The 17,830-nt window shown below is 38.1% G+C and carries 15 protein-coding genes; 10 read left to right on the plus strand and 5 right to left on the minus strand.

What is annotated here, in order from left to right; all coding sequences use genetic code 11:
- The first annotated feature begins 155 nt into the window (after positions 1-155).
- The 3 genes from ACLHDF_RS31740 to ACLHDF_RS31750 all read left to right on the plus strand — a co-directional run bounded on the left by ACLHDF_RS31740 (position 156) and on the right by ACLHDF_RS31750 (position 3,370).
- Entirely contained in the window at positions 156-710 is a 555-nt protein-coding gene (locus tag ACLHDF_RS31740) for a PadR family transcriptional regulator (RefSeq protein WP_413922307.1), read from the plus strand.
- A 17-nt stretch (positions 711-727) separates the two neighbouring features.
- A complete protein-coding gene (locus ACLHDF_RS31745) occupies positions 728-1,171 on the plus strand; it encodes a GNAT family N-acetyltransferase (RefSeq protein WP_413922308.1) in 444 nt (147 codons plus the stop codon).
- 303 nt (positions 1,172-1,474) lie between these two features.
- Positions 1,475-3,370, plus strand: coding sequence for an acyltransferase family protein (locus ACLHDF_RS31750; protein ID WP_413922309.1), 1,896 nt, complete (start codon positions 1,475-1,477; stop codon positions 3,368-3,370).
- Positions 3,371-3,471: 101 nt separating this feature from the next.
- On the opposite strand, the gene ACLHDF_RS31755 is transcribed toward ACLHDF_RS31750, so the two are convergent.
- A complete protein-coding gene (locus ACLHDF_RS31755; protein ID WP_413922310.1) occupies positions 3,472-3,906 on the minus strand; it encodes an HIT family protein in 435 nt (144 codons plus the stop codon).
- A gap of 689 nt (positions 3,907-4,595) precedes the next feature.
- On the opposite strand from ACLHDF_RS31755, the gene ACLHDF_RS31760 reads away from it, so the two are divergent.
- Positions 4,596-5,339 carry an ABC transporter ATP-binding protein gene (locus ACLHDF_RS31760; RefSeq protein ID WP_413922311.1) on the plus strand — a complete coding sequence of 248 codons (744 nt, stop codon included), beginning with the start codon at positions 4,596-4,598 and terminating at the stop codon, positions 5,337-5,339.
- Positions 5,332-6,537 (plus strand): ABC transporter permease, encoded by a 1,206-nt coding sequence (locus ACLHDF_RS31765; protein WP_413922312.1) that lies wholly within the window; start codon positions 5,332-5,334, stop codon positions 6,535-6,537. The genes ACLHDF_RS31760 and ACLHDF_RS31765 overlap by 8 nt, the downstream gene beginning before the upstream one ends.
- 35 nt (positions 6,538-6,572) lie before the next feature.
- Here the strand turns inward: ACLHDF_RS31765 and ACLHDF_RS31770 are convergent, their stop codons facing one another.
- Positions 6,573-7,292, minus strand: a complete 720-nt coding sequence (locus tag ACLHDF_RS31770; protein ID WP_413922313.1) for an EcsC family protein — start codon at positions 7,290-7,292, stop codon at positions 6,573-6,575.
- A gap of 113 nt (positions 7,293-7,405) precedes the next feature.
- Positions 7,406-8,614, minus strand: a complete 1,209-nt coding sequence (locus ACLHDF_RS31775) for a M20 family metallopeptidase (protein ID WP_413922314.1) — start codon at positions 8,612-8,614, stop codon at positions 7,406-7,408.
- Positions 8,615-8,843: 229 nt separating this feature from the next.
- On the opposite strand from ACLHDF_RS31775, the gene ACLHDF_RS31780 reads away from it, so the two are divergent.
- Positions 8,844-9,509 (plus strand): phosphatase PAP2 family protein, encoded by a 666-nt coding sequence (locus tag ACLHDF_RS31780; protein WP_413922315.1) that lies wholly within the window; start codon positions 8,844-8,846, stop codon positions 9,507-9,509.
- Positions 9,510-9,556: 47 nt separating this feature from the next.
- Here the strand turns inward: ACLHDF_RS31780 and ACLHDF_RS31785 are convergent, their stop codons facing one another.
- On the minus strand, positions 9,557-10,945 hold the full coding sequence (locus ACLHDF_RS31785) for a hypothetical protein (RefSeq protein WP_413922316.1): 1,389 nt from the start codon (positions 10,943-10,945) through the stop codon (positions 9,557-9,559).
- 83 nt (positions 10,946-11,028) lie between these two features.
- Positions 11,029-11,535: an antibiotic biosynthesis monooxygenase family protein gene (locus tag ACLHDF_RS31790; RefSeq protein ID WP_413922317.1), complete on the minus strand. Its 507-nt coding sequence runs from the start codon at positions 11,533-11,535 to the stop codon at positions 11,029-11,031.
- A 185-nt stretch (positions 11,536-11,720) separates the two neighbouring features.
- Here ACLHDF_RS31790 and ACLHDF_RS31795 point away from each other — a divergent pair, with 185 nt between their 5' ends.
- The 4 genes from ACLHDF_RS31795 (at position 11,721) to hemY (ending at position 17,678) form a co-directional block, all read left to right on the plus strand.
- Positions 11,721-13,850, plus strand: a complete 2,130-nt coding sequence (locus ACLHDF_RS31795) for a transglycosylase domain-containing protein (protein ID WP_413922318.1) — start codon at positions 11,721-11,723, stop codon at positions 13,848-13,850.
- A 195-nt stretch (positions 13,851-14,045) separates the two neighbouring features.
- Positions 14,046-15,089 carry a uroporphyrinogen decarboxylase gene (hemE, locus tag ACLHDF_RS31800; protein ID WP_413922319.1) on the plus strand — a complete coding sequence of 348 codons (1,044 nt, stop codon included), beginning with the start codon at positions 14,046-14,048 and terminating at the stop codon, positions 15,087-15,089.
- Positions 15,090-15,186: 97 nt separating this feature from the next.
- Positions 15,187-16,119 (plus strand): ferrochelatase, encoded by a 933-nt coding sequence (hemH, locus tag ACLHDF_RS31805; protein ID WP_413922320.1) that lies wholly within the window; start codon positions 15,187-15,189, stop codon positions 16,117-16,119.
- Positions 16,120-16,256: 137 nt separating this feature from the next.
- Positions 16,257-17,678, plus strand: coding sequence for a protoporphyrinogen oxidase (gene hemY, locus ACLHDF_RS31810; RefSeq protein WP_413922321.1), 1,422 nt, complete (start codon positions 16,257-16,259; stop codon positions 17,676-17,678).
- Positions 17,679-17,830 lie beyond the last annotated feature (152 nt).

A 17,830-nucleotide genomic window follows, 5' to 3' on the forward strand; every position in this document is an offset into this window, starting at 1 on the left:
TTGTGGAGGTAACTTTTCAAAAATTTAAATTAATCTGTAAAGAAAAAATAATAGAAAAAAGATAAATAAAAAGTATATACAAACATGTTTTGGTAAACATGTAAACGAAATGTTTATATGCTATACTGATGGAAGAAATAATCTGGAGGAACAGAATGAGAGTATTAAAATATGCAATATTAGGGCTCTTAAATCAGAAGGAGCTCAGTGGATATGACATTACCAGACTTTTTAGAGAAGAGGTCGGTAATTTTTGGAGTGCTAAGCACAGCCAGATTTATCCTGAGTTAAAGCGATTAACAGAAGAGGGATTTATTCACTATGAAACGGTGATTCAAGGCAAAAAATTAGAAAAAAAGATGTATTCGATAACGGAAGAAGGAAGAAACGAGTTAAGCAAATGGCTCACTACCATTGATCCTATTCCTGAAACAACTAAAGATGAATTTATGTTAAAAGCTTATTTTGCTTCATCTATGTCAATAGAAGAGTTAAAGCAGCAAATAGATAATCAATTATCAAGCAGGAAAGTGAAGCTGACTTTTTTAAAGAAACGAATGGATGACCTTTTAGAACAAGTTAATCACCATATTACCGTTTCTTCTCCTCAATTTGGTCATTATTTAGTGCTATCTCGTGCTCAAGATCGAGAGACAAGCTATATCAATTGGCTCGAGCGTACGCTGAATTTAATTGAAAAAGAACAATAAGAAAAGGTGAACGGATTATGACTTGGTGCATAAAATCATTTCAAGAGCTCACAAACGATGAACTTTATGAAATTTTACAGGTTCGGACCGCTATTTTTGTTGTCGAACAGCAGTGCGCTTACTTAGAGGTAGATGGAAAGGACAAATTTGCTTATCATTTGTTCAAAAAAGAGAATGAAAAAATTATCGCGTACCTTAGAATTTTACCAAAAGGAATTAGCTATAAGGAAGCTTCTCTTGGGCGCATTATTGTCAAACAGGAACAGCGCGGTACAGGTCTCGGAAGAGAACTAGTAGCGAAAGGAATTGATTTTCTAGAGAATGAGTGGCATGAAAAAATAATTAAAATTCAAGCTCAAAGCAGGCTTCAGACATTTTATGAATCGTTTGGTTTTAGACCTATTTCCGATATTTATTCAGATGAAGGACTCCCACATATAGATATGCTAAAGACAACGTAGAAACTTCACCAATTGTGTGAAGTTTTTCTATTTTCAAAACGGGTAAGGTGAAAGAAAAGTGTTAGGCTTTAGTGATGTGCAGATAGAATCGATATGACTACTACTAAATTAGTAATTTATGAAGAAGATAGATAGTGAATTTGTTTCTTTTTACTTATTCTTTGATTTTAAGTAAGTGATATATTGAAGAAAGTAATAATATTGTATATAATGATTTTTGTAACAAAAATGTAACAATTGCGTAACATTATTAATATTTATTGAAAAAGAAATTTGTTGTACATATTGCTTGGAGGCATTTTTATGAGTGCAAAAGAAAAGAAAAATAGGTATATATATAGTTTAGATGGACTTCGAGCCTTTGCTGTTATGGCTGTCATTGCTTATCACTTAGGCTTTGGATGGGCATCTGGAGGTTTTTTAGGAGTTGACGTTTTCTTTGTACTATCAGGGTATTTAATTACGTCAATTTTACTGGTGCAATCTTGGGAAAATCCTTTGGAAAATTTGAAGCACTTTTGGATTAGCCGTACGAGAAGACTCCTTCCTGCTGTATATGTGATGGTAGCATTAACTGCAGCGTGGGTTATTTTATTTAATCGACCATTGTTAACAACGCTACGAGGCGATGCATTATCGTCTATTTTTTATATGAGTAACTGGTGGTTTATTTTTCATAAAGTTTCATATTTTGATAGTTTTGGATCACCATCTCCATTAAAGAACTTATGGTCACTTGCTATTGAAGAGCAGTTTTATATTGTTTGGCCACTCGTTTTATTGTTGGGTTTAAAGTTTATCAAAAAGAGAGGAATTCTTTCTCTTTTCATTTTAGCGGGAATAATGGCCTCAGCCATTCTGATGTCTTTTTTATATGAGCCAGGTGGGGATCCTAGCCGCATTTATTATGGGACCGATACTCGGCTGTTTGCACTTTTAATTGGGTGTTTACTTGCATTTGTCTGGCCAATGTATCGTTTATCATCAAAAAACCTTCCAGCCGCGGGCAAACAAATATTAAACGTGGTAAGTATGGTGAGTTTCTTTGTATTTATTCTCTGCGTATGGAGCGTTGATGAATATACTCATGCATCTTTTCTTTATCAAGGCGGAATGCTGTTGATTTGTTTAAACGCCGCTGTGTTGGTTGCAACGATTAGTCATCCTAGTAGTTTTTTAGGAAAAACTCTGTCATTTAAACCGCTTCGCTGGCTTGGTACAAGATCATACGGTATCTATTTGTGGCATTATCCGGTTATTGTTCTTACAACACCTGTATCCGAGATTGGCCGCCCAGTCTATTGGCATGCGCTGTTGCAAGTGGGAATTACATTTATTATTGCTGAACTTTCTTATCGTTACATCGAAGTGCCTATCCGCACACGCGGCTTTCGCTATTATTTCCGGCACTACCACCCGAGAGAGCTTTTTAAATGGCGTAATCTTTCTCGTTCGAGACAAGCGGTTTTGGGCAGTCTGATTTTCTTTTTGGCACTATTCACAGCAGATATGACAAGCTTTGCTATTAGTACGCAGCAAAAAGATGAAACGGCAGCCAAAGAGACAGAGGTTAAAATTCAAACGAATCATAAAGAAAATGCTTCAACTTCTGTCAAAGATAAGGATAAAGCGGAGGATAAAAAAGCAGAGAACGGGAAAACGAATTCTGGAGAAGAAAAATCTGATGGAAAAGAAAAGCAGCAGCCAAATTCTTATAGAGACGTTCTTGCAATTGGAGATTCAGTCATGTTGGATATTGCTCCTAATCTTAAAGAGATGCCGCTTAGTATTACGATTGATGGAAAAGTAGGAAGGCAACTTAATGAAGCACTGCAGCTAACTCCTAGTTATCAAGCGTTTAATAATGCAAACAGCGCAGTGATTATTGAGTTAGGAACAAACGGTTATTTTACGAATGAAGAACTTGAACAACTATTAAAAGCTTTTTCACACGCGGACGTTTACTTAGTAAATACGCGCGTTCCTCGTTCTTGGGAAAGCACTGTGAACAAGAACTTGAAAACTGCTGCTGAAAAGTTTGATAATGTCACGCTCGTTGATTGGTACTCAGAGGCTTCTAAACACCCTGAATACTTTACATCAGACGGTGTCCATTTAGTGCCTGAAGGATCGAAGGCATTAACAAAATTGATTGAAGAGCGTATGAATTTAGAAGTTAAGGCAGAAAATCGTTCATAATGAATGAAAGGCCGCAGTATGTTTTATATCATAAACGGATTAAATGCATGGCAAATGAATAGACAAAACAAAAAAGCTTACGGATGTAAGCTTTTTTTGTTTCAAGAAAGGCGAGAAGAAATATTTCTGGCAATTTCTTGAAGTTTTTCAGGCGTGTATTCGCTTGTATGTTCTTTCCACACGGCACCGAAGCCATCGCCTTCCCCGTAGCGAGGAATAATGTGCATATGATAATGAAACACTGATTGACCAGCTTTTTCACCGTTATTATTTAAGATGTTTAAGCCGATTGGGCTGTAGGTTTCTTTAATTGCATTAGCGATTTGAGGAACCACTTCAAATAAATTGCGCGCAATTTCCGGTGTTAGTTCGTGAATGTCTTTTTTATGTACTTTTGGAATTACCAGCGTATGACCTTTTGTTACTTGACTAATGTCTAAAAAAGCTAATACATGTTCATTTTCAAATACTTTTGCACCTGGAATTTCACCGCGAATAATTTTACAAAAAATACAGTTTTCATCATGTGTGCTCATTATTTTCACCTTCCGTTACCAGTATAAATGTATGGGTATACATGTACGTTTATTTTACCACAAAGTAGAAATGCAATCAGCAGGCAAGAAATAGCCACTGGTATTTTATACACAAAAACGGGATGCAAACGATTATGCATCCCGTCATGTGAAGAAGGAAAAAGCAGCTTTTAATGCATCATATGATCTTTAAGGAACACCTCATTTACGTAATTCCATTGCTTAATGAAACAGTAACTTGAAAAAGTATATTCTCTTTAACAAACACCTCATTTAAGCATTGAGCTAAAAAATATACAATGTGAACGAAAACGTTCTTGGTCTTTGACAAACACCTCATTTACACAGTAATAAATGAACATTATTGTCTACCCATTATATACATTCTTACTACGTTCATGACTACCATCCCCTTATGAATCAAACATACATCGATTTACAATAAGGTTTTCTGAAATATGCCTGCTGTAGACACCTCATCCCAAATGTAAGAAGCTTTGTAATGATTAGTTGTAATCAATAACTCGTTTTCCTTCTTCCCTATATAGAATGTCCTGATATTTCGTTTATATTCTGGAAAAATTAACCGAAAAGAATTGAAAACGATGTGAGGAAGAAAAAGATTTGATACAATAGAGCAAATAGCACTTGCGCTTGTAGCCAAAAAGAACAAATAAAAGGAGATAGTGATGAGTCCTTTATTACAAATTAACAATATTACAGGGGGATATACAAAAACTCCCGTCTTAAAAGATGTATCGTTTGATGTGAATGCAGGTGAATTAGTTGGGTTAATCGGCTTAAACGGAGCCGGCAAAAGTACAACGATTAAACATATCATTGGATTAATGGAAGCAAAAAAAGGAAGTGTATCCATTAACAATAAAACGTTTCAACAAGACCCCACAGGTTATCGAAGCCAATTTACCTTTATTCCAGAAACTCCTGTGTTATACGATGAATTAACGTTAAAAGAGCATTTAGATATAACGGCTATGGCTTATGGACTTGAGCCTCAAACGTATGAAGCTCGTCTGCAGCCGCTGTTAAAAGAATTTCGTTTAGATCGAAAATTAAAATGGTTTCCTGCGCATTTTTCAAAAGGGATGAAGCAAAAGGTTATGATTATGTGTGCCTTTTTAGTTCAGCCGTCTCTTTATATTATTGATGAACCTTTTTTAGGTTTAGACCCGCTTGGTATTCAATCTTTACTTGACTTGATGACGGATATGAAAAAGCAAGGGGCAGGTATTTTAATGTCCACACACATTTTGGCGACTGCGGAACGCTACTGCGATAAATTCGTGATTTTACATAATGGAGAAGTAAGAGCGCAAGGAACGCTTAAGGATCTTCAAGAAGAATTTCAGATGCGCAATGCTACTCTTGATGAAATTTATATTGAATTAACAAAGGAAGAAGGCTATGAGTAAGATTGATGCATTATGGAAGCAACGATTTCAGCAGTATTTAGTGGATGTAAGAAGATATACAAAATATATCTTAAATGACCATATTAAATTAGTGTTAATTTTTGCGATTGGCGGTTTGGCCTACTATTATCAACAGTGGTTGAGTACACTAACACCTGCGTTTCCTTCGGCTGTAGTGATTGGGATACTTATGGGATTAATTTTAACAATGGGTCAAATTCAAACGTTTTTAAAACGACCTGATTTGGTTTTTTTACTTCCGTTGGAGACGAAGCTGCAGCCTTATTTTAAAAAATCTTTTTGGTTTACGTTTACGATTCAGCTCTATATCTTATTATTTGCAACGGGTGCAGCAGCGCCTCTTCATGTAAAAGTAATGCCTGATTCTTACTCAAACGTTTTTGTGTTTTTTCTGCTATTACTCATGCTGAAAGTTGTAAACCTAGGCATGTCTTGGTGGGCCGTATGGTTTGAAGAAAAGTGGGCCAAGTGGACAGATTATATCGTCAGGTTTTTCTTAAACGCGGTTTTTACGTATTTCTTATTTTCACATGCATACGTGTTCTTTACAGGAATCGTAGCGGTGATTATGATTGCTCTGGCCATTTATTATCGCTCTCTTACAAAAAGAAAGCCGATTAAATGGGAAAAGCTAATTGACTTAGAAGAAAAGCGTATGGGCTATTTTTATCGACTAGCTAATTTATTTACGGACGTTCCCCAGGTGAAAGAACGAATCAAGCGCCGTAGATATTTAGATTGGCTATTAACACGTATTTCATTTCGTCAAAGTGCCACTTACCATTACTTGTACACCAGAACATTTTTGCGATCAGGAGATTATTTAAGTTTACTCGTTCGTTTAACTGTCATTGGCGGATTTTTAATTGTAGCTGCGCCTTTTCAATACGGCAATATAGTGGTTGTCTTGTTTGTCACGTACATGACGGGTTTTCAATTACTGCCGCTTTGGAAGCAGCATAAGCAGATTTTATGGCTTTCTCTCTATCCGGTCCAAGCTAAAGAACGAAAAAAGGCATTTTTGAACGTATGGAAAAAAGCGCTGTATGTACAAATTCTTGTGCTCGCCATAGTGGTGGCTTTTTCTAATATCATTGCCGCACTGCTTTCCGTGATAGCCGGTGCTGTATTTATTCAATTATTTGTAAATGCATATGTAAATAAAAAATTAACGTAAAAAAAGCTCCGTTTGGAGCTTTTTTACGCTTTAGACTACTTTCGAGATGAAGACAATATCCGAAACCGATAGACGTTCATCGCTACTTTTGTGAGATGATCAAGAAGCTGATAATTGGCATATGCACCTATAACAGCTCCAATTCCCGGCATAAGCTGAAACATTTTCACGACATCAATGTAGTCACGGTATTCTTGTTGAAAGGCTTTCCAATCAAGCTCAAGAAGTTCTGCTTTCTTTTCCTCCCAGCTTTCTACTACTTCGAGCAGCTTAGTTCTATGGTCTTCGCTGCAAAAAGCAAGATGAAAAATATATAGCATATAAATTCGTTCTTCTTTTTCTTTTACGTCAAAACCATACGTAGCAGCAATCTCAAATAAACACTTCATTTTAATGGAAAGAAAAAGCGGGAAATCTGCTGCACCTAAAAGGAGACCGCCGGCACCAGTACCAGCTCCTTCTACGGCAGCTGTTTTTTTGTACTTAGGTATGAGCTCCAAAATCTTTTTTTCTTTCTCTTCAAACGAAAGACCGCTGACATCTCTTTTTTTAGTAGTGAAATCGGATCCAACAAGCGTGGTTTCAACCATTTTTTTTATACTTTCAGTCATAATCGTATGAACCTTAGCAGGGATTTTTTCATTTATTTTAAGTTGTAAAGATTTTGCGGTACGTTGAAATTTGGAAGGTCGCTTCAACATGCTAAATTTCCAATGTTCAGCTTCTTGTAACACTTTTTCTTCATACGTATTCAAGAAAGTCACCTCATTTCATTCGATATAAATACTACGTTTTAAACAAGAAAAAGTTTCCTCAAATAAAACAACAAGCATTCGTCTGCTTATTCGGACGAATGCTTGCTGAATAATTAATTAGCTTTTATGACGTTTTTAGAAGGAGCTTGTTCCTTTAAATATTCGACAGCAGCCGTACCAAGCGTTTTAGCTGCTATAAGCATTGCTTTTTCGTTAAAATCAAATTTAGGATGATGATGAGGATAAGGAGCATCTACACTTTCTGGCTGAGCCCCGGTAAAAAAGAATGTTCCTTTAATATGCTGCAAATAATAAGAGAAATCTTCCCCAGTCATGTGAGGCTCCGTTTCTTCGACCGTATGAACTTCATCGATTTGAGAAGCAACAGAAGCAAGAAAAGCCGTTTCTTCCGGATGATTTACGACGGAAGGATAGCCGCGCGTGTAACTCAGCTCATAAGAAGCATTTGCTGTTAGGCATGTACCTTGGACAATTCGCTCGATTTCTCTTTCGACATCATTTCGCACATCTTCGTTAAATGTTCTTACCGTCCCAATTAGCCGAGCAGAATCGGCGATAATGTTAAATGCATTTTCTGCTACAAAAGAACCTATGCTCACAACCGCTGAGTCAATCGGATTTACGCGTCTGCTCACAATTTGCTGTAAATTAACGACAAGCTGAGAGGCGATGACGATTGCATCTTTTGTTTTATGAGGCTGTGCACCGTGTCCACCAGCTCCTTTGATCGTAACTTCAAATCGATCAGCAGCAGCCATAATAGGGCCGGTTCGATATTGAACCACACCAGTTGGAGTCAATGACCATAAATGCGTTCCAAATATCGCGTCCACACCGTTTAAGCACCCGTCTTCAATCATGGACTTGGCGCCTCCGGGAGCGTACTCTTCGGCATGCTGATGAATGAAGACGATGTTACCAGGAAGAGAGTCTCTTATTTCAAAAAGAGCTTTAGCGAGAACTAAAAGAGTAGCCGTATGACCATCGTGGCCACATGCATGCATTACACCTGGAACAGTTGATTGATACGATACATCTTTTTCATCTTGAATAGGGAGGGCATCAAAGTCTGCTCTCAAAGCCACAGTAGGACCGGGATTTCCTCCTTGAATGCTTGCTACAATGCCGTTTCCTCCTACATTTGCTCGATAAGAAATACCGATTTTATCATAAAAAGAGCGAATGTAGGCAGCGGTTTGAAATTCTTTAAAGGATGGTTCTGGATACTGATGCAGATATCGGCGAATTTGAACCATTTCACTAAATTTTTCTTCAAGTAAAGTATGTAGCTTGGAATTCACATGACCATATCCTTTCTTTTCTTTATAAATTGAATAACATTTTGAATTTTTTGACATTTTAATTATTATATCACTATCTATGAAAAAGAAAAGAATGTAAGCGTTATTGTTGAAAAAAGTAATTGAATCCTGAAATATTTTATATACATAATAGATACATAAGGTGAGGAATAGGAACAAAGAATGAGTTTTTTACCAATTTTCTCATAAGACAATAGGAGGTAACCATATGGTAGATTCACAAACCGTATCCCTATACAAAAAAATGGTGTGGGTGTTTGGAATTGCGGGTCTTATTTTTTTAGGAGTGTTGTTTGCTGTGTCGACAGATTCTTTTCAAGGAGATCACTGGATTGTTTCAGCTATGGATGGTAGCATCATTCTTCAGTCAACGTCATCTGTTTTTCATGGCTTGTCTTTTTTAGCTTCAAAGTTGATGATTATTGTTCTTTTAGTTGTACTGATCATATTTTTATTTTTCAAGAAAGACTATATTGGTATGATATCGGCATTTTTACTTATTTTAAGCGGTGATGTTATTAATAAAGCAGTTAAAGATGCAGTAGAGAGAGGACGTCCACTTGCAGGCATCGAAGGCTACAGTTTTCCAAGCGGCCATGCGATGATGGGAATTCTTATCTACGGTCTGATTATCTTTTTCCTGACAAAGCATATGAACAATCAAAAGTTAGCCAAGTGGTATCAGCGTGCAATTACTTTAATCGTTTTATTAATCGGTGTAAGCCGTATTTTATTAAGAGAACATTTTTTAACAGACGTCTTAGCTGGCTATAGCTTAGGGCTTATGTGGCTTATTGCAGGCATTTTCTTCTACACGCTTGTTTATGCATATGTAAAACCTTCAGCAGAAAAAGAGTTTCCAAAAGGTATGTAAAAAATATATACATATAGCCCCCTTTATAAAAAGAAGGGGGCTTTTGTTTAAACTAGGAACATCGCGACAATTGTAGTGACGACTAATCCAATCGCTACAGGTTTTAAATTGCGTCTGGCGAGTTCGAATGGACTGACTCCGCAAATCGCAGCAGCTGGAATCAAAGCCCACGGAATCAAGGTGCCTCCTCCAACCCAAATTGCAGCAATTTGACCTAGAGCAGTTAGCGTGGCAGCGCCCGAACCTAAAGCAGATGCAAATAAATGAGAAACAGAGCCTACAAGTGAAATGCCTGAAAAGCCTGAACCGTCTAACCCTGTAATAGCTCCTAGAGCCGTTATCGTTACAGTAGCGACTTGTGCAGTTAACGGCACAGTGGAAGCAAGTGCAACGCCTAGGTCATTTACAAGTCCATGTGACCCTTTCGGAAGAAAGTCACCAATGATTGTTGTGAATCCAGCATCTCCTAAATAGAAAAAAGCTGCGATTGGAATAACGGGACCGAATACTTTAAAACCGAACTGCAAACCTTCAATCAAGTAGGAAGTCGTTTGTTCGAGACCTTTTCCTTTGTGAGCAATAAGCGACACCACCACTAAAATAAACAGAGCTGTACCTCCAACGAGAGCAGTCGCATCTCCTCCCTGTAAATGAAGAGCGAACATTGCCCAAACGTCTATAGCAAAGAAAAGTGGGACCGCAATGGCTAATGCACGGCGTACTGAAGAAGAAAGAGGTGTGGATTGGACCGAAGAGCTGCTTGTTAAAATTGTTGTTTGAGCCTCAATTCTATTGTGCTTCATATCTTGTTTTAGAAAGTAAAAAGCAGAGAGCGTTGTAACGACTCCCATCACAATGACAAGAGGGACACTTGCTTGAACAACCTCGTGAACTGGAAGGCCTGCTGCATCAGCTGTTAGTTTAGGAGCAGCTTGAATAACGAAGTCTCCTGAAAGAGCCACGCCATGACCGAATAAATTCATCGCTACAGCTACGCCTATAGCGGGCAGCCCTACGCGGATGGCAACTGGTAAAAGCACGGCTCCAAGTAAAGCAACAGCTGGAGAAGGCCAGAAAAAATAGGAGATTGTCATCATAACTAATCCGATAATCCAATAGGCAAGGGTAGGTGTTTTAATGAGGCGAGCAAAAGGTGAAATCATCGATTCATTTATTCCTGTAGCCATTAAGACTTTACTCATGGATACAATAATTGAAATAATTAAAATGGTAGGAAGCAGTTCTGTAATGGCATAAATGAAGCTGGAAAAAACAGCGCTGACGGAGTGGCTCAACGAAGAGGTAGCGGTTAAGGAAAGTAAGAAAATCCCGAGTATACAAAGGATACTCGTATCTCGTCGCATAATCATAAAGCCAATAATTAAAGCGATAAAAAGGACATACATCCAATGAAGAGCTCCAAGCTCTATGCCCATAAAAATTCCTCCCAATAGGTGATGTAGTATACAATATGACGAATGTGCCTATTGTGATACTCGCCTACTAGGAGGACGTTTACTTATTTAACTACATGGTATGAGGTCACATAAGAAGGTCGAGAGAAAACCGATGGTTGCTGATCCACTCCTTCTGACGTACCGCGTTTTTTATGTGCTTCACTATAGGCTTTTGAAGACTGCCAATCGCTAAATGAACTTTCATCTTTCCACCCTGTGAAGATAATGTATGTGTCATTTTGTAGTGGACGAAGCACCCGAATGGCTGAGAACCCTGGTTCATTTTCAATTAACCGAGCCCGTTGGCTAAATCGCTGCTCAAATAAAGGACGACCTTCATCTGTAACTGAAATATTATTTAGTACAGCAAATCCACTCTCTGCAAGATCTCCAGAAGTATCTAATACTTCATAAGCATGTCCTTCTTTAAAAATTGTATCTCCATCTGTTTCGTGAACTAGTGCAAATTGATCGTCATCTTTATGAAGCAATAATAAACGTTCGTTTGGATGTTCATCGATCAACTTCTGAAGGTAAGGGCCTGTTCCGTAAGTAATAAAGATCTTCATGGATTATACTTCCTTTCTAATTGGGAATTGCATACAATTTACAATTGTAAATCATACTAAAATTATAAAATTTCACACACAAAAATTCAAAAATTGTGAACTTCGAATGAAGATGGTAAAGTAAAACATTGATGAAGTTGTTTTCCATATTATCAAAAGTTTAGCGAAAAAAAAGGGGTGGCACTATGTACAAAAAAGGCTTATACGCAATTGCTGCCTTAGTTGGAATTTTTCTGTTAGGATTGATTGGATATATTATCATCTTGTTTCTTGGAAACTATGTAATCGATGAAAAAAAGATCGTCATGGACTCGGCTACGAGATTAGTGGATGAAAATGGAGACGAGTTGACAAAACTCTACGTAAAAAATCGGGATTTGGTTTCAATTGACAAGATTCCAAAGTATGTACAACAAGCATTTGTTTCAATTGAAGATGTCCGTTTTTATGAACATCACGGAATTGATTTTAAATCTATTGGTCGAGCATTATACCGGGACATATTGGCCGGAGGAAGTGTTGAAGGGGGAAGTACTTTAACACAGCAGCTGGCTAAAAATGTGTTTTTATCTAATGATAAAACACTGCTTAGAAAAACAAAAGAAGTCGTTGTGGCTATTAACTTGGAGCAGCGTTACAGTAAACAAAAGCTGCTTGAAATGTATTTGAACCAAATATACTTTGGACACGGAGCTTATGGAATCCAAGCTGCATCCAAGCTTTACTTCAATAAAGACGTCTCCGAATTAACGGTAGAAGAAGGTGCGTTGCTCGCTGCACTGCCGAAAGCACCGAATTCTTATTCTCCTATTTTACATCCAGAAAAAAGTATAGAACGTAGAAATATTGTGTTAAATGCTATGCAAAAAGCAGGTTATTTATCAGTTGAAAAAAATGTTCGTTTACAAGGAAGAACGCTGGGGTTGAACATAAAGGAGCAGGCTAAAAACCCAGCGTATTTAACCTATATCGATATGGTTATTCAAGAAGCAGAGAAGAAATACAGCATTTCAAGCAATGAGCTTCTTCGCGGAGGTTATACGGTCAAAGTACCGATGAGTATAAAAGTACAAGAGGCCGCATACGAGTTGATGAAAGAAAATCGTTATTTTCCAGGTACAGATAACAATGCCCAAGGTGCTTTTGTATTAGTCGATAATAAAAGCGGAGGAGTTTTATCTGCTATGGGAGGACGAGATTATGTACAGAAATCGCTCAATCGCGTCAATGTGAAAAGACAGCCAGGGTCTACGATGAAACCTATTGCGGTATATGGCCCTGCATTAGAAGAAGGGCAATTTAAGCCTTATTCTTTACTGCAAGACAAGCTGAGAAGCTACGGGGGATACACACCTAAAAACGTAGACGGCCAATATGCTAAAAACGTAACGATGTACGATGCCCTAAAGGATTCTAAAAACGCAGCTGCTGTTTGGACATTGGATCAGCTAGGGGTTGGAACAAGTAAGCAGTATCTCACAAAGCTAGGAATTCCTTTAGAAGACAAAGGGCTTGCTATAGCTCTTGGAGGATTAAAAGAAGGAATTACACCGCTTCAATTAGCAGGAGTGTACCGGGCATTTGCTGAAAACGGAGAGAACATTCAACCGTACTTCATTCAAGAAATAAAAGATCAAGATGGCAAAGTAATTGTAAAAGCCGCTCCCGAAACTCACAAAGTCTTCTCAAAGCAGACGGTTTGGTATATGACAAAAATGCTTCAAGGAGTTGTTAAAGAAGGAACGGCACAGAATGGAGAATTTAAAGGAGAATTAGCAGGGAAAACAGGGTCTACTTCGTATACAAATGTTAAAGGAGCCACAAGGGATGCTTGGTTTGTTGGATATACACCAGATGTTGTAGGAAGCGTTTGGATGGGGTATGATTCTACAAATAATCAGCATTATTTAACAAAAGGAAGTTCTTATCCGACTCTATTATTTAAAGACATTCTCTCAAGAGCTGGTTATGATGAAGCTAAGTTTCAAAAGCCAGCGGGCGTTAAAGATCTCCCAAAACCAATACGGTTAAAGCAGGTTAAAGACTTGAAACAAGAATTGACATTCCATCCATTTGGTTTGCTCACGGTAAATCTATCGTGGACACCTTCATCTGATAAAAGAGCGGTTTATTATGTTTATGAGAAAAAAGGGGATAAAGCCGAAGTAATTGGAAAAGTGAAGGGAAAAGGAACGTTTGAAAAAGAACGTGTGAATCTGCTCGACAGTCCTACGTACTATGTAGTCCCTTACAATTCCCAAACAAAACAAAAAGGACAAAAATCCAACGAAGTAACACCTGATTTTTTTCAATAAAAAAGGAAGAGTAGGGCGAATTTTTGACATTTTTAGCAGGTGGCTATACAAGTCGTAAAGAAATGGGTATAGTGACAAGTAGAGAATATAACGTGAAACTTTAATCAGTAGAGGAACTGGTATGTTCCTTTGCTGATTCTTGTCTGTCTAATCGAAGAAAATACGAATGGAAGACAATCGAGAAAGGTGGAAATTATGAGTCAAGGAACGTTTAACGATACTTTTTTAAAAGCCTGTAGAGGGGAGAAAGCGGATCATGTTCCGGTTTGGTATATGCGTCAAGCAGGGCGTTCACAGCCGGAATACCGAAAGCTAAAAGAGAAGTACTCTCTATTTGAAATCACTCACCAGCCGGAGCTTGGGGCATATGTAACACGCCTGCCCGTTGAACAGTACGGAGTGGATGCAGCAATCTTATATAAAGATATAATGTCACCGCTTCCTTCAATTGGAGTGGATGTCGAAATTAAATCAGGAATTGGTCCTGTAATTTCTAATCCAATTCAATCTTTAAGCGATGTAGAAAAACTAGGAGAAATTACACCGGAAGAAGATGTTCCATATGTATTAGATACGATTAAGTTGTTAACAACAGAACAGTTAAACGTACCTTTAATTGGTTTTGCCGGTGCTCCTTTTACAGTGGCAAGCTATATGATTGAAGGGGGACCTTCAAAAAATTACAATAAGACAAAAGCATTTATGTATACGGAGCCTAAAGCATGGTTTGCACTAATGGATAAGTTAGCAGATATGACGATTACATATGTAAAAGCGCAAATTGACGCTGGAGCAAAAGCCGTTCAAATCTTTGATTCGTGGGTGGGTGCTTTAAATGTAGCGGATTATCGTTACTTTATAAAACCTGTTATGGAGCGGATTTTCACCTCTTTACGTGAAAAAAATGTACCGCTAATTATGTTTGGAGTAGGAGCAAGTCATTTGGCAAAAGAATGGCATGATCTTCCTCTGGATGTAGTGGGATTAGATTGGCGAATGCAGCTCGATGAAGCACGTGCATTAGGTTTAACAAAAACACTGCAAGGAAACTTAGACCCTGCTATTTTGTTAGCTCCATGGGAAGTTATTGAAGAACGTGTAAAAGAAATATTAGATAAAGGGATGGCGAGTCCGGGTTACATCTTCAACTTGGGGCACGGCGTCTTTCCACAGGTTCAACCGGAAACGTTGAAGCGTTTAACAGCCTTTATTCATGAATATTCTGCAAATAGACAATAAATTGTCAAACAATTTGAAGCCCTAAACTTTGAATTTTTCTTTTTATTCATGGCAAAATGAAGACAAGTATTGAATCTAACAAAGAGGTGTCGAACACATGAGTAAAAAAGTAATGGGATTACTTGTAATGGCATATGGAACGCCGTATAAAGAAGAAGATATTGAACGTTACTATACACACATCCGCCGCGGACGTAAACCTTCACCGGAAGCTTTAGAAGATTTACAAAACCGCTACGAAGCAATCGGGGGTATTTCACCACTTGCCAAAATTACGCAACAGCAAATGGAAAGTCTGGAAAAGCGCTTGAATGAAGTACAGGATGAGATTGAATTTAAAGCATATCTTGGCTTAAAGCATATTGAACCGTTTGTTGAAGATGCAGTAGAAGCGATGCATAAAGACGGGATTAAAGAAGCGGTCAGCATTGTGCTTGCACCTCACTTTTCAACATTTAGCGTGAAATCTTATAATGGGCGCGCTAAAGAAACGGCTGAAAAATTAGGAGGACCAATCATTCATTCCGTAGAAAGCTGGTACAGCGAGCCGAAGTTCATTCAGTACTGGGCTACACGTGTTAAACAAACGTTTGATTTAATAGACGAAAAGAAACGTCAAAAAGCTGTATTGATTGTTTCTGCGCACAGCTTGCCAGAAAAAATTATTGCAGCAGGAGATCCATATCCAAATCAGCTTCAAGAAACAGCGGATTTAATTGCACAAGCAGCTGGTATAGAACATTATGAAATTGGATGGCAAAGTGCTGGAAATACGCCAGAGCCATGGATTGGTCCTGACGTACAAGATTTAACAAGAGAATTGCATGAGGAAAAAGGCTATACATCGTTCGTGTATACCCCTGTTGGATTTATCGCGGACCACTTAGAAGTCCTTTACGATAACGACTATGAATGTAAAGTCGTGACAGATGAAATCGGGGCTGATTATTACCGTCCTAAAATGCCGAATGCGCAGCCTGAATTTATCGATGGGTTAGCTACAGTTGTACTAAAACGAATTGCCAATTAAGTCAATATAGATTCTTTGTACGTTGAATAGGGACGAAAAGTAACATATAATCAATATAAAGAAAAGTAAGAAGCGAGCTATGGATTTCCATAATCGCTTCTCTTTATATTGAATTTTACAGAAAAGGCGATGATAACATGACGGATAGACGAAAAAAGGTTGTCATCATCGGTGGAGGAATAACAGGTCTTTCAGCTGCCTATTATTTGCAAAAAAAAATAAAGGATCATCAGCTGCCAATTGATCTTCAATTAATAGAAGCGACGCATCGGCTTGGCGGGAAAATCCAAACGGTCAAACGAGATGGTTATTTATTTGAAAAAGGTCCTGATTCATTTTTAGCGCGTAAGCTAGCTGCTACAAAGCTGGCAAAAGAAGTGGGGCTAGGTAGGGAACTAGTCGGAAATGAAAAGGGGAAATCCTATATTCTAGTAAAAGATACACCGCATGCGCTGCCTGATGGTGCTGTAATGGGGATACCAACCAAATTATCTCCCTTTATCACAACAGGGTTATTTTCACCTGTTGGCAAACTGCGCGCAGCAGCTGATTTTTTTATACCAAAGACAAAAAATCAGGATGATCGTTCGCTAGGTGTATTTTTTAGAAGACGGTTTGGTGATGAAGTTGTTGAGAATTTAATTGAGCCTCTATTATCAGGAATTTATGCAGGAGACGTTGATCGTTTGAGTTTAAGGTCCACATTTCCACAGTTTCTGCATGCTGAACATAAGTACCGAAGCTTAATTGTTGGAATGAAAAAGCTAAAGGAAATTCACCCACGGCACGGTGATGATTCAGAGTTTGAAAAAAATAGCGTCTTTTTAACATTAAAAGAAGGTCTGCAATCGCTAGTCGATGGTGTAGAAAAAGCACTAGATCCTGATATTATTACAAAAGGAATAAAAGTAGAGAAAATTTACAAAGAAGATATCACATATGAATTATCGTTAAATAGCGGGAAAGTAATAAAAGCAGACAGCGTGATTGTAACTTCTCCTCATGCAGCTGCTCAGTCTATGCTTTCGGAATATAAAATATTTGAACCTCTGAAGCATATGCCCTCTACTTCAGTAGCTACTGTTGTGATAGCCTTTGCACAAGAAGCGCTGCAAGATCATCTAGATGCAATGAATATCGCCGTTTCAAGAAATAGCGATTATACGATTACAGCGTGCACGTGGTTAAATAAAAAGTGGCCGCATGCGGTTCCGGAAGGAAAAGTGCTGTTGAGATGTTTAGTTGGGCGAACCGGAGACGAAGCTGTGGTGGATCAGCCTGATGATGAAATCTTTAAAATTGTCTTGGAGGATTTGAAGAAACTCATTACAATTTCTGCTGATCCTGAATTTTATGCGGTAACGAGATGGAAGCAGTCTATGCCTCAGTATACGGTCGGACATCACGATATGCTAGATACGATGAATGAACAACTTGAAAAAGAGCTTGCCGGTCTTTATGTAGCAGGAAGCTCATATGAAGGTCTAGGAATACCAGAATGTGTAGAGCAAGGAGAAGACGTGGCTAAAAAAGCCGTTAAATACGTGCAGCAACTGTAGAAGTGGAGCGGTAAATCAGTGCTCCACTTTTTTGTCTACTCGCTGTAGAGGAAGGTTATACTAGGAGAAGAGATTGTGGTTGAAAAGCAAAAGAAATTTATGCTATAGTAAAATCGTACTTGTTGACTAAAATATTCATTTGGTCAGAAAGA

The sequence above is a fragment of the Priestia megaterium genome (genome assembly GCF_046599315.1).
GTDB classification, from domain to species: domain Bacteria; phylum Bacillota; class Bacilli; order Bacillales; family Bacillaceae_H; genus Priestia; species Priestia megaterium_F.

Excerpts from the sequence above, each read along its gene's own strand:
- ACLHDF_RS31740 (WP_413922307.1), top strand. The coding sequence starts at position 156 with ATGAGAGTATTAAAATATGCAATATTAGGGCTCTTAAATCAGAAGGAG.
- ACLHDF_RS31745 (WP_413922308.1), top strand. The coding sequence starts at position 728 with ATGACTTGGTGCATAAAATCATTTCAAGAGCTCACAAACGATGAACTT.
- ACLHDF_RS31750 (WP_413922309.1), top strand. The coding sequence starts at position 1,475 with ATGAGTGCAAAAGAAAAGAAAAATAGGTATATATATAGTTTAGATGGA.
- ACLHDF_RS31755 (WP_413922310.1), bottom strand. The coding sequence starts at position 3,906 with ATGAGCACACATGATGAAAACTGTATTTTTTGTAAAATTATTCGCGGT.
- ACLHDF_RS31760 (WP_413922311.1), top strand. The coding sequence starts at position 4,596 with ATGAGTCCTTTATTACAAATTAACAATATTACAGGGGGATATACAAAA.
- ACLHDF_RS31765 (WP_413922312.1), top strand. The coding sequence starts at position 5,332 with ATGAGTAAGATTGATGCATTATGGAAGCAACGATTTCAGCAGTATTTA.
- ACLHDF_RS31780 (WP_413922315.1), top strand. The coding sequence starts at position 8,844 with ATGGTAGATTCACAAACCGTATCCCTATACAAAAAAATGGTGTGGGTG.
- ACLHDF_RS31785 (WP_413922316.1), bottom strand. The coding sequence starts at position 10,945 with ATGGGCATAGAGCTTGGAGCTCTTCATTGGATGTATGTCCTTTTTATC.
- ACLHDF_RS31790 (WP_413922317.1), bottom strand. The coding sequence starts at position 11,535 with ATGAAGATCTTTATTACTTACGGAACAGGCCCTTACCTTCAGAAGTTG.
- ACLHDF_RS31795 (WP_413922318.1), top strand. The coding sequence starts at position 11,721 with ATGTACAAAAAAGGCTTATACGCAATTGCTGCCTTAGTTGGAATTTTT.
- hemE (WP_413922319.1), top strand. The coding sequence starts at position 14,046 with ATGAGTCAAGGAACGTTTAACGATACTTTTTTAAAAGCCTGTAGAGGG.
- hemH (WP_413922320.1), top strand. The coding sequence starts at position 15,187 with ATGAGTAAAAAAGTAATGGGATTACTTGTAATGGCATATGGAACGCCG.
- hemY (WP_413922321.1), top strand. The coding sequence starts at position 16,257 with ATGACGGATAGACGAAAAAAGGTTGTCATCATCGGTGGAGGAATAACA.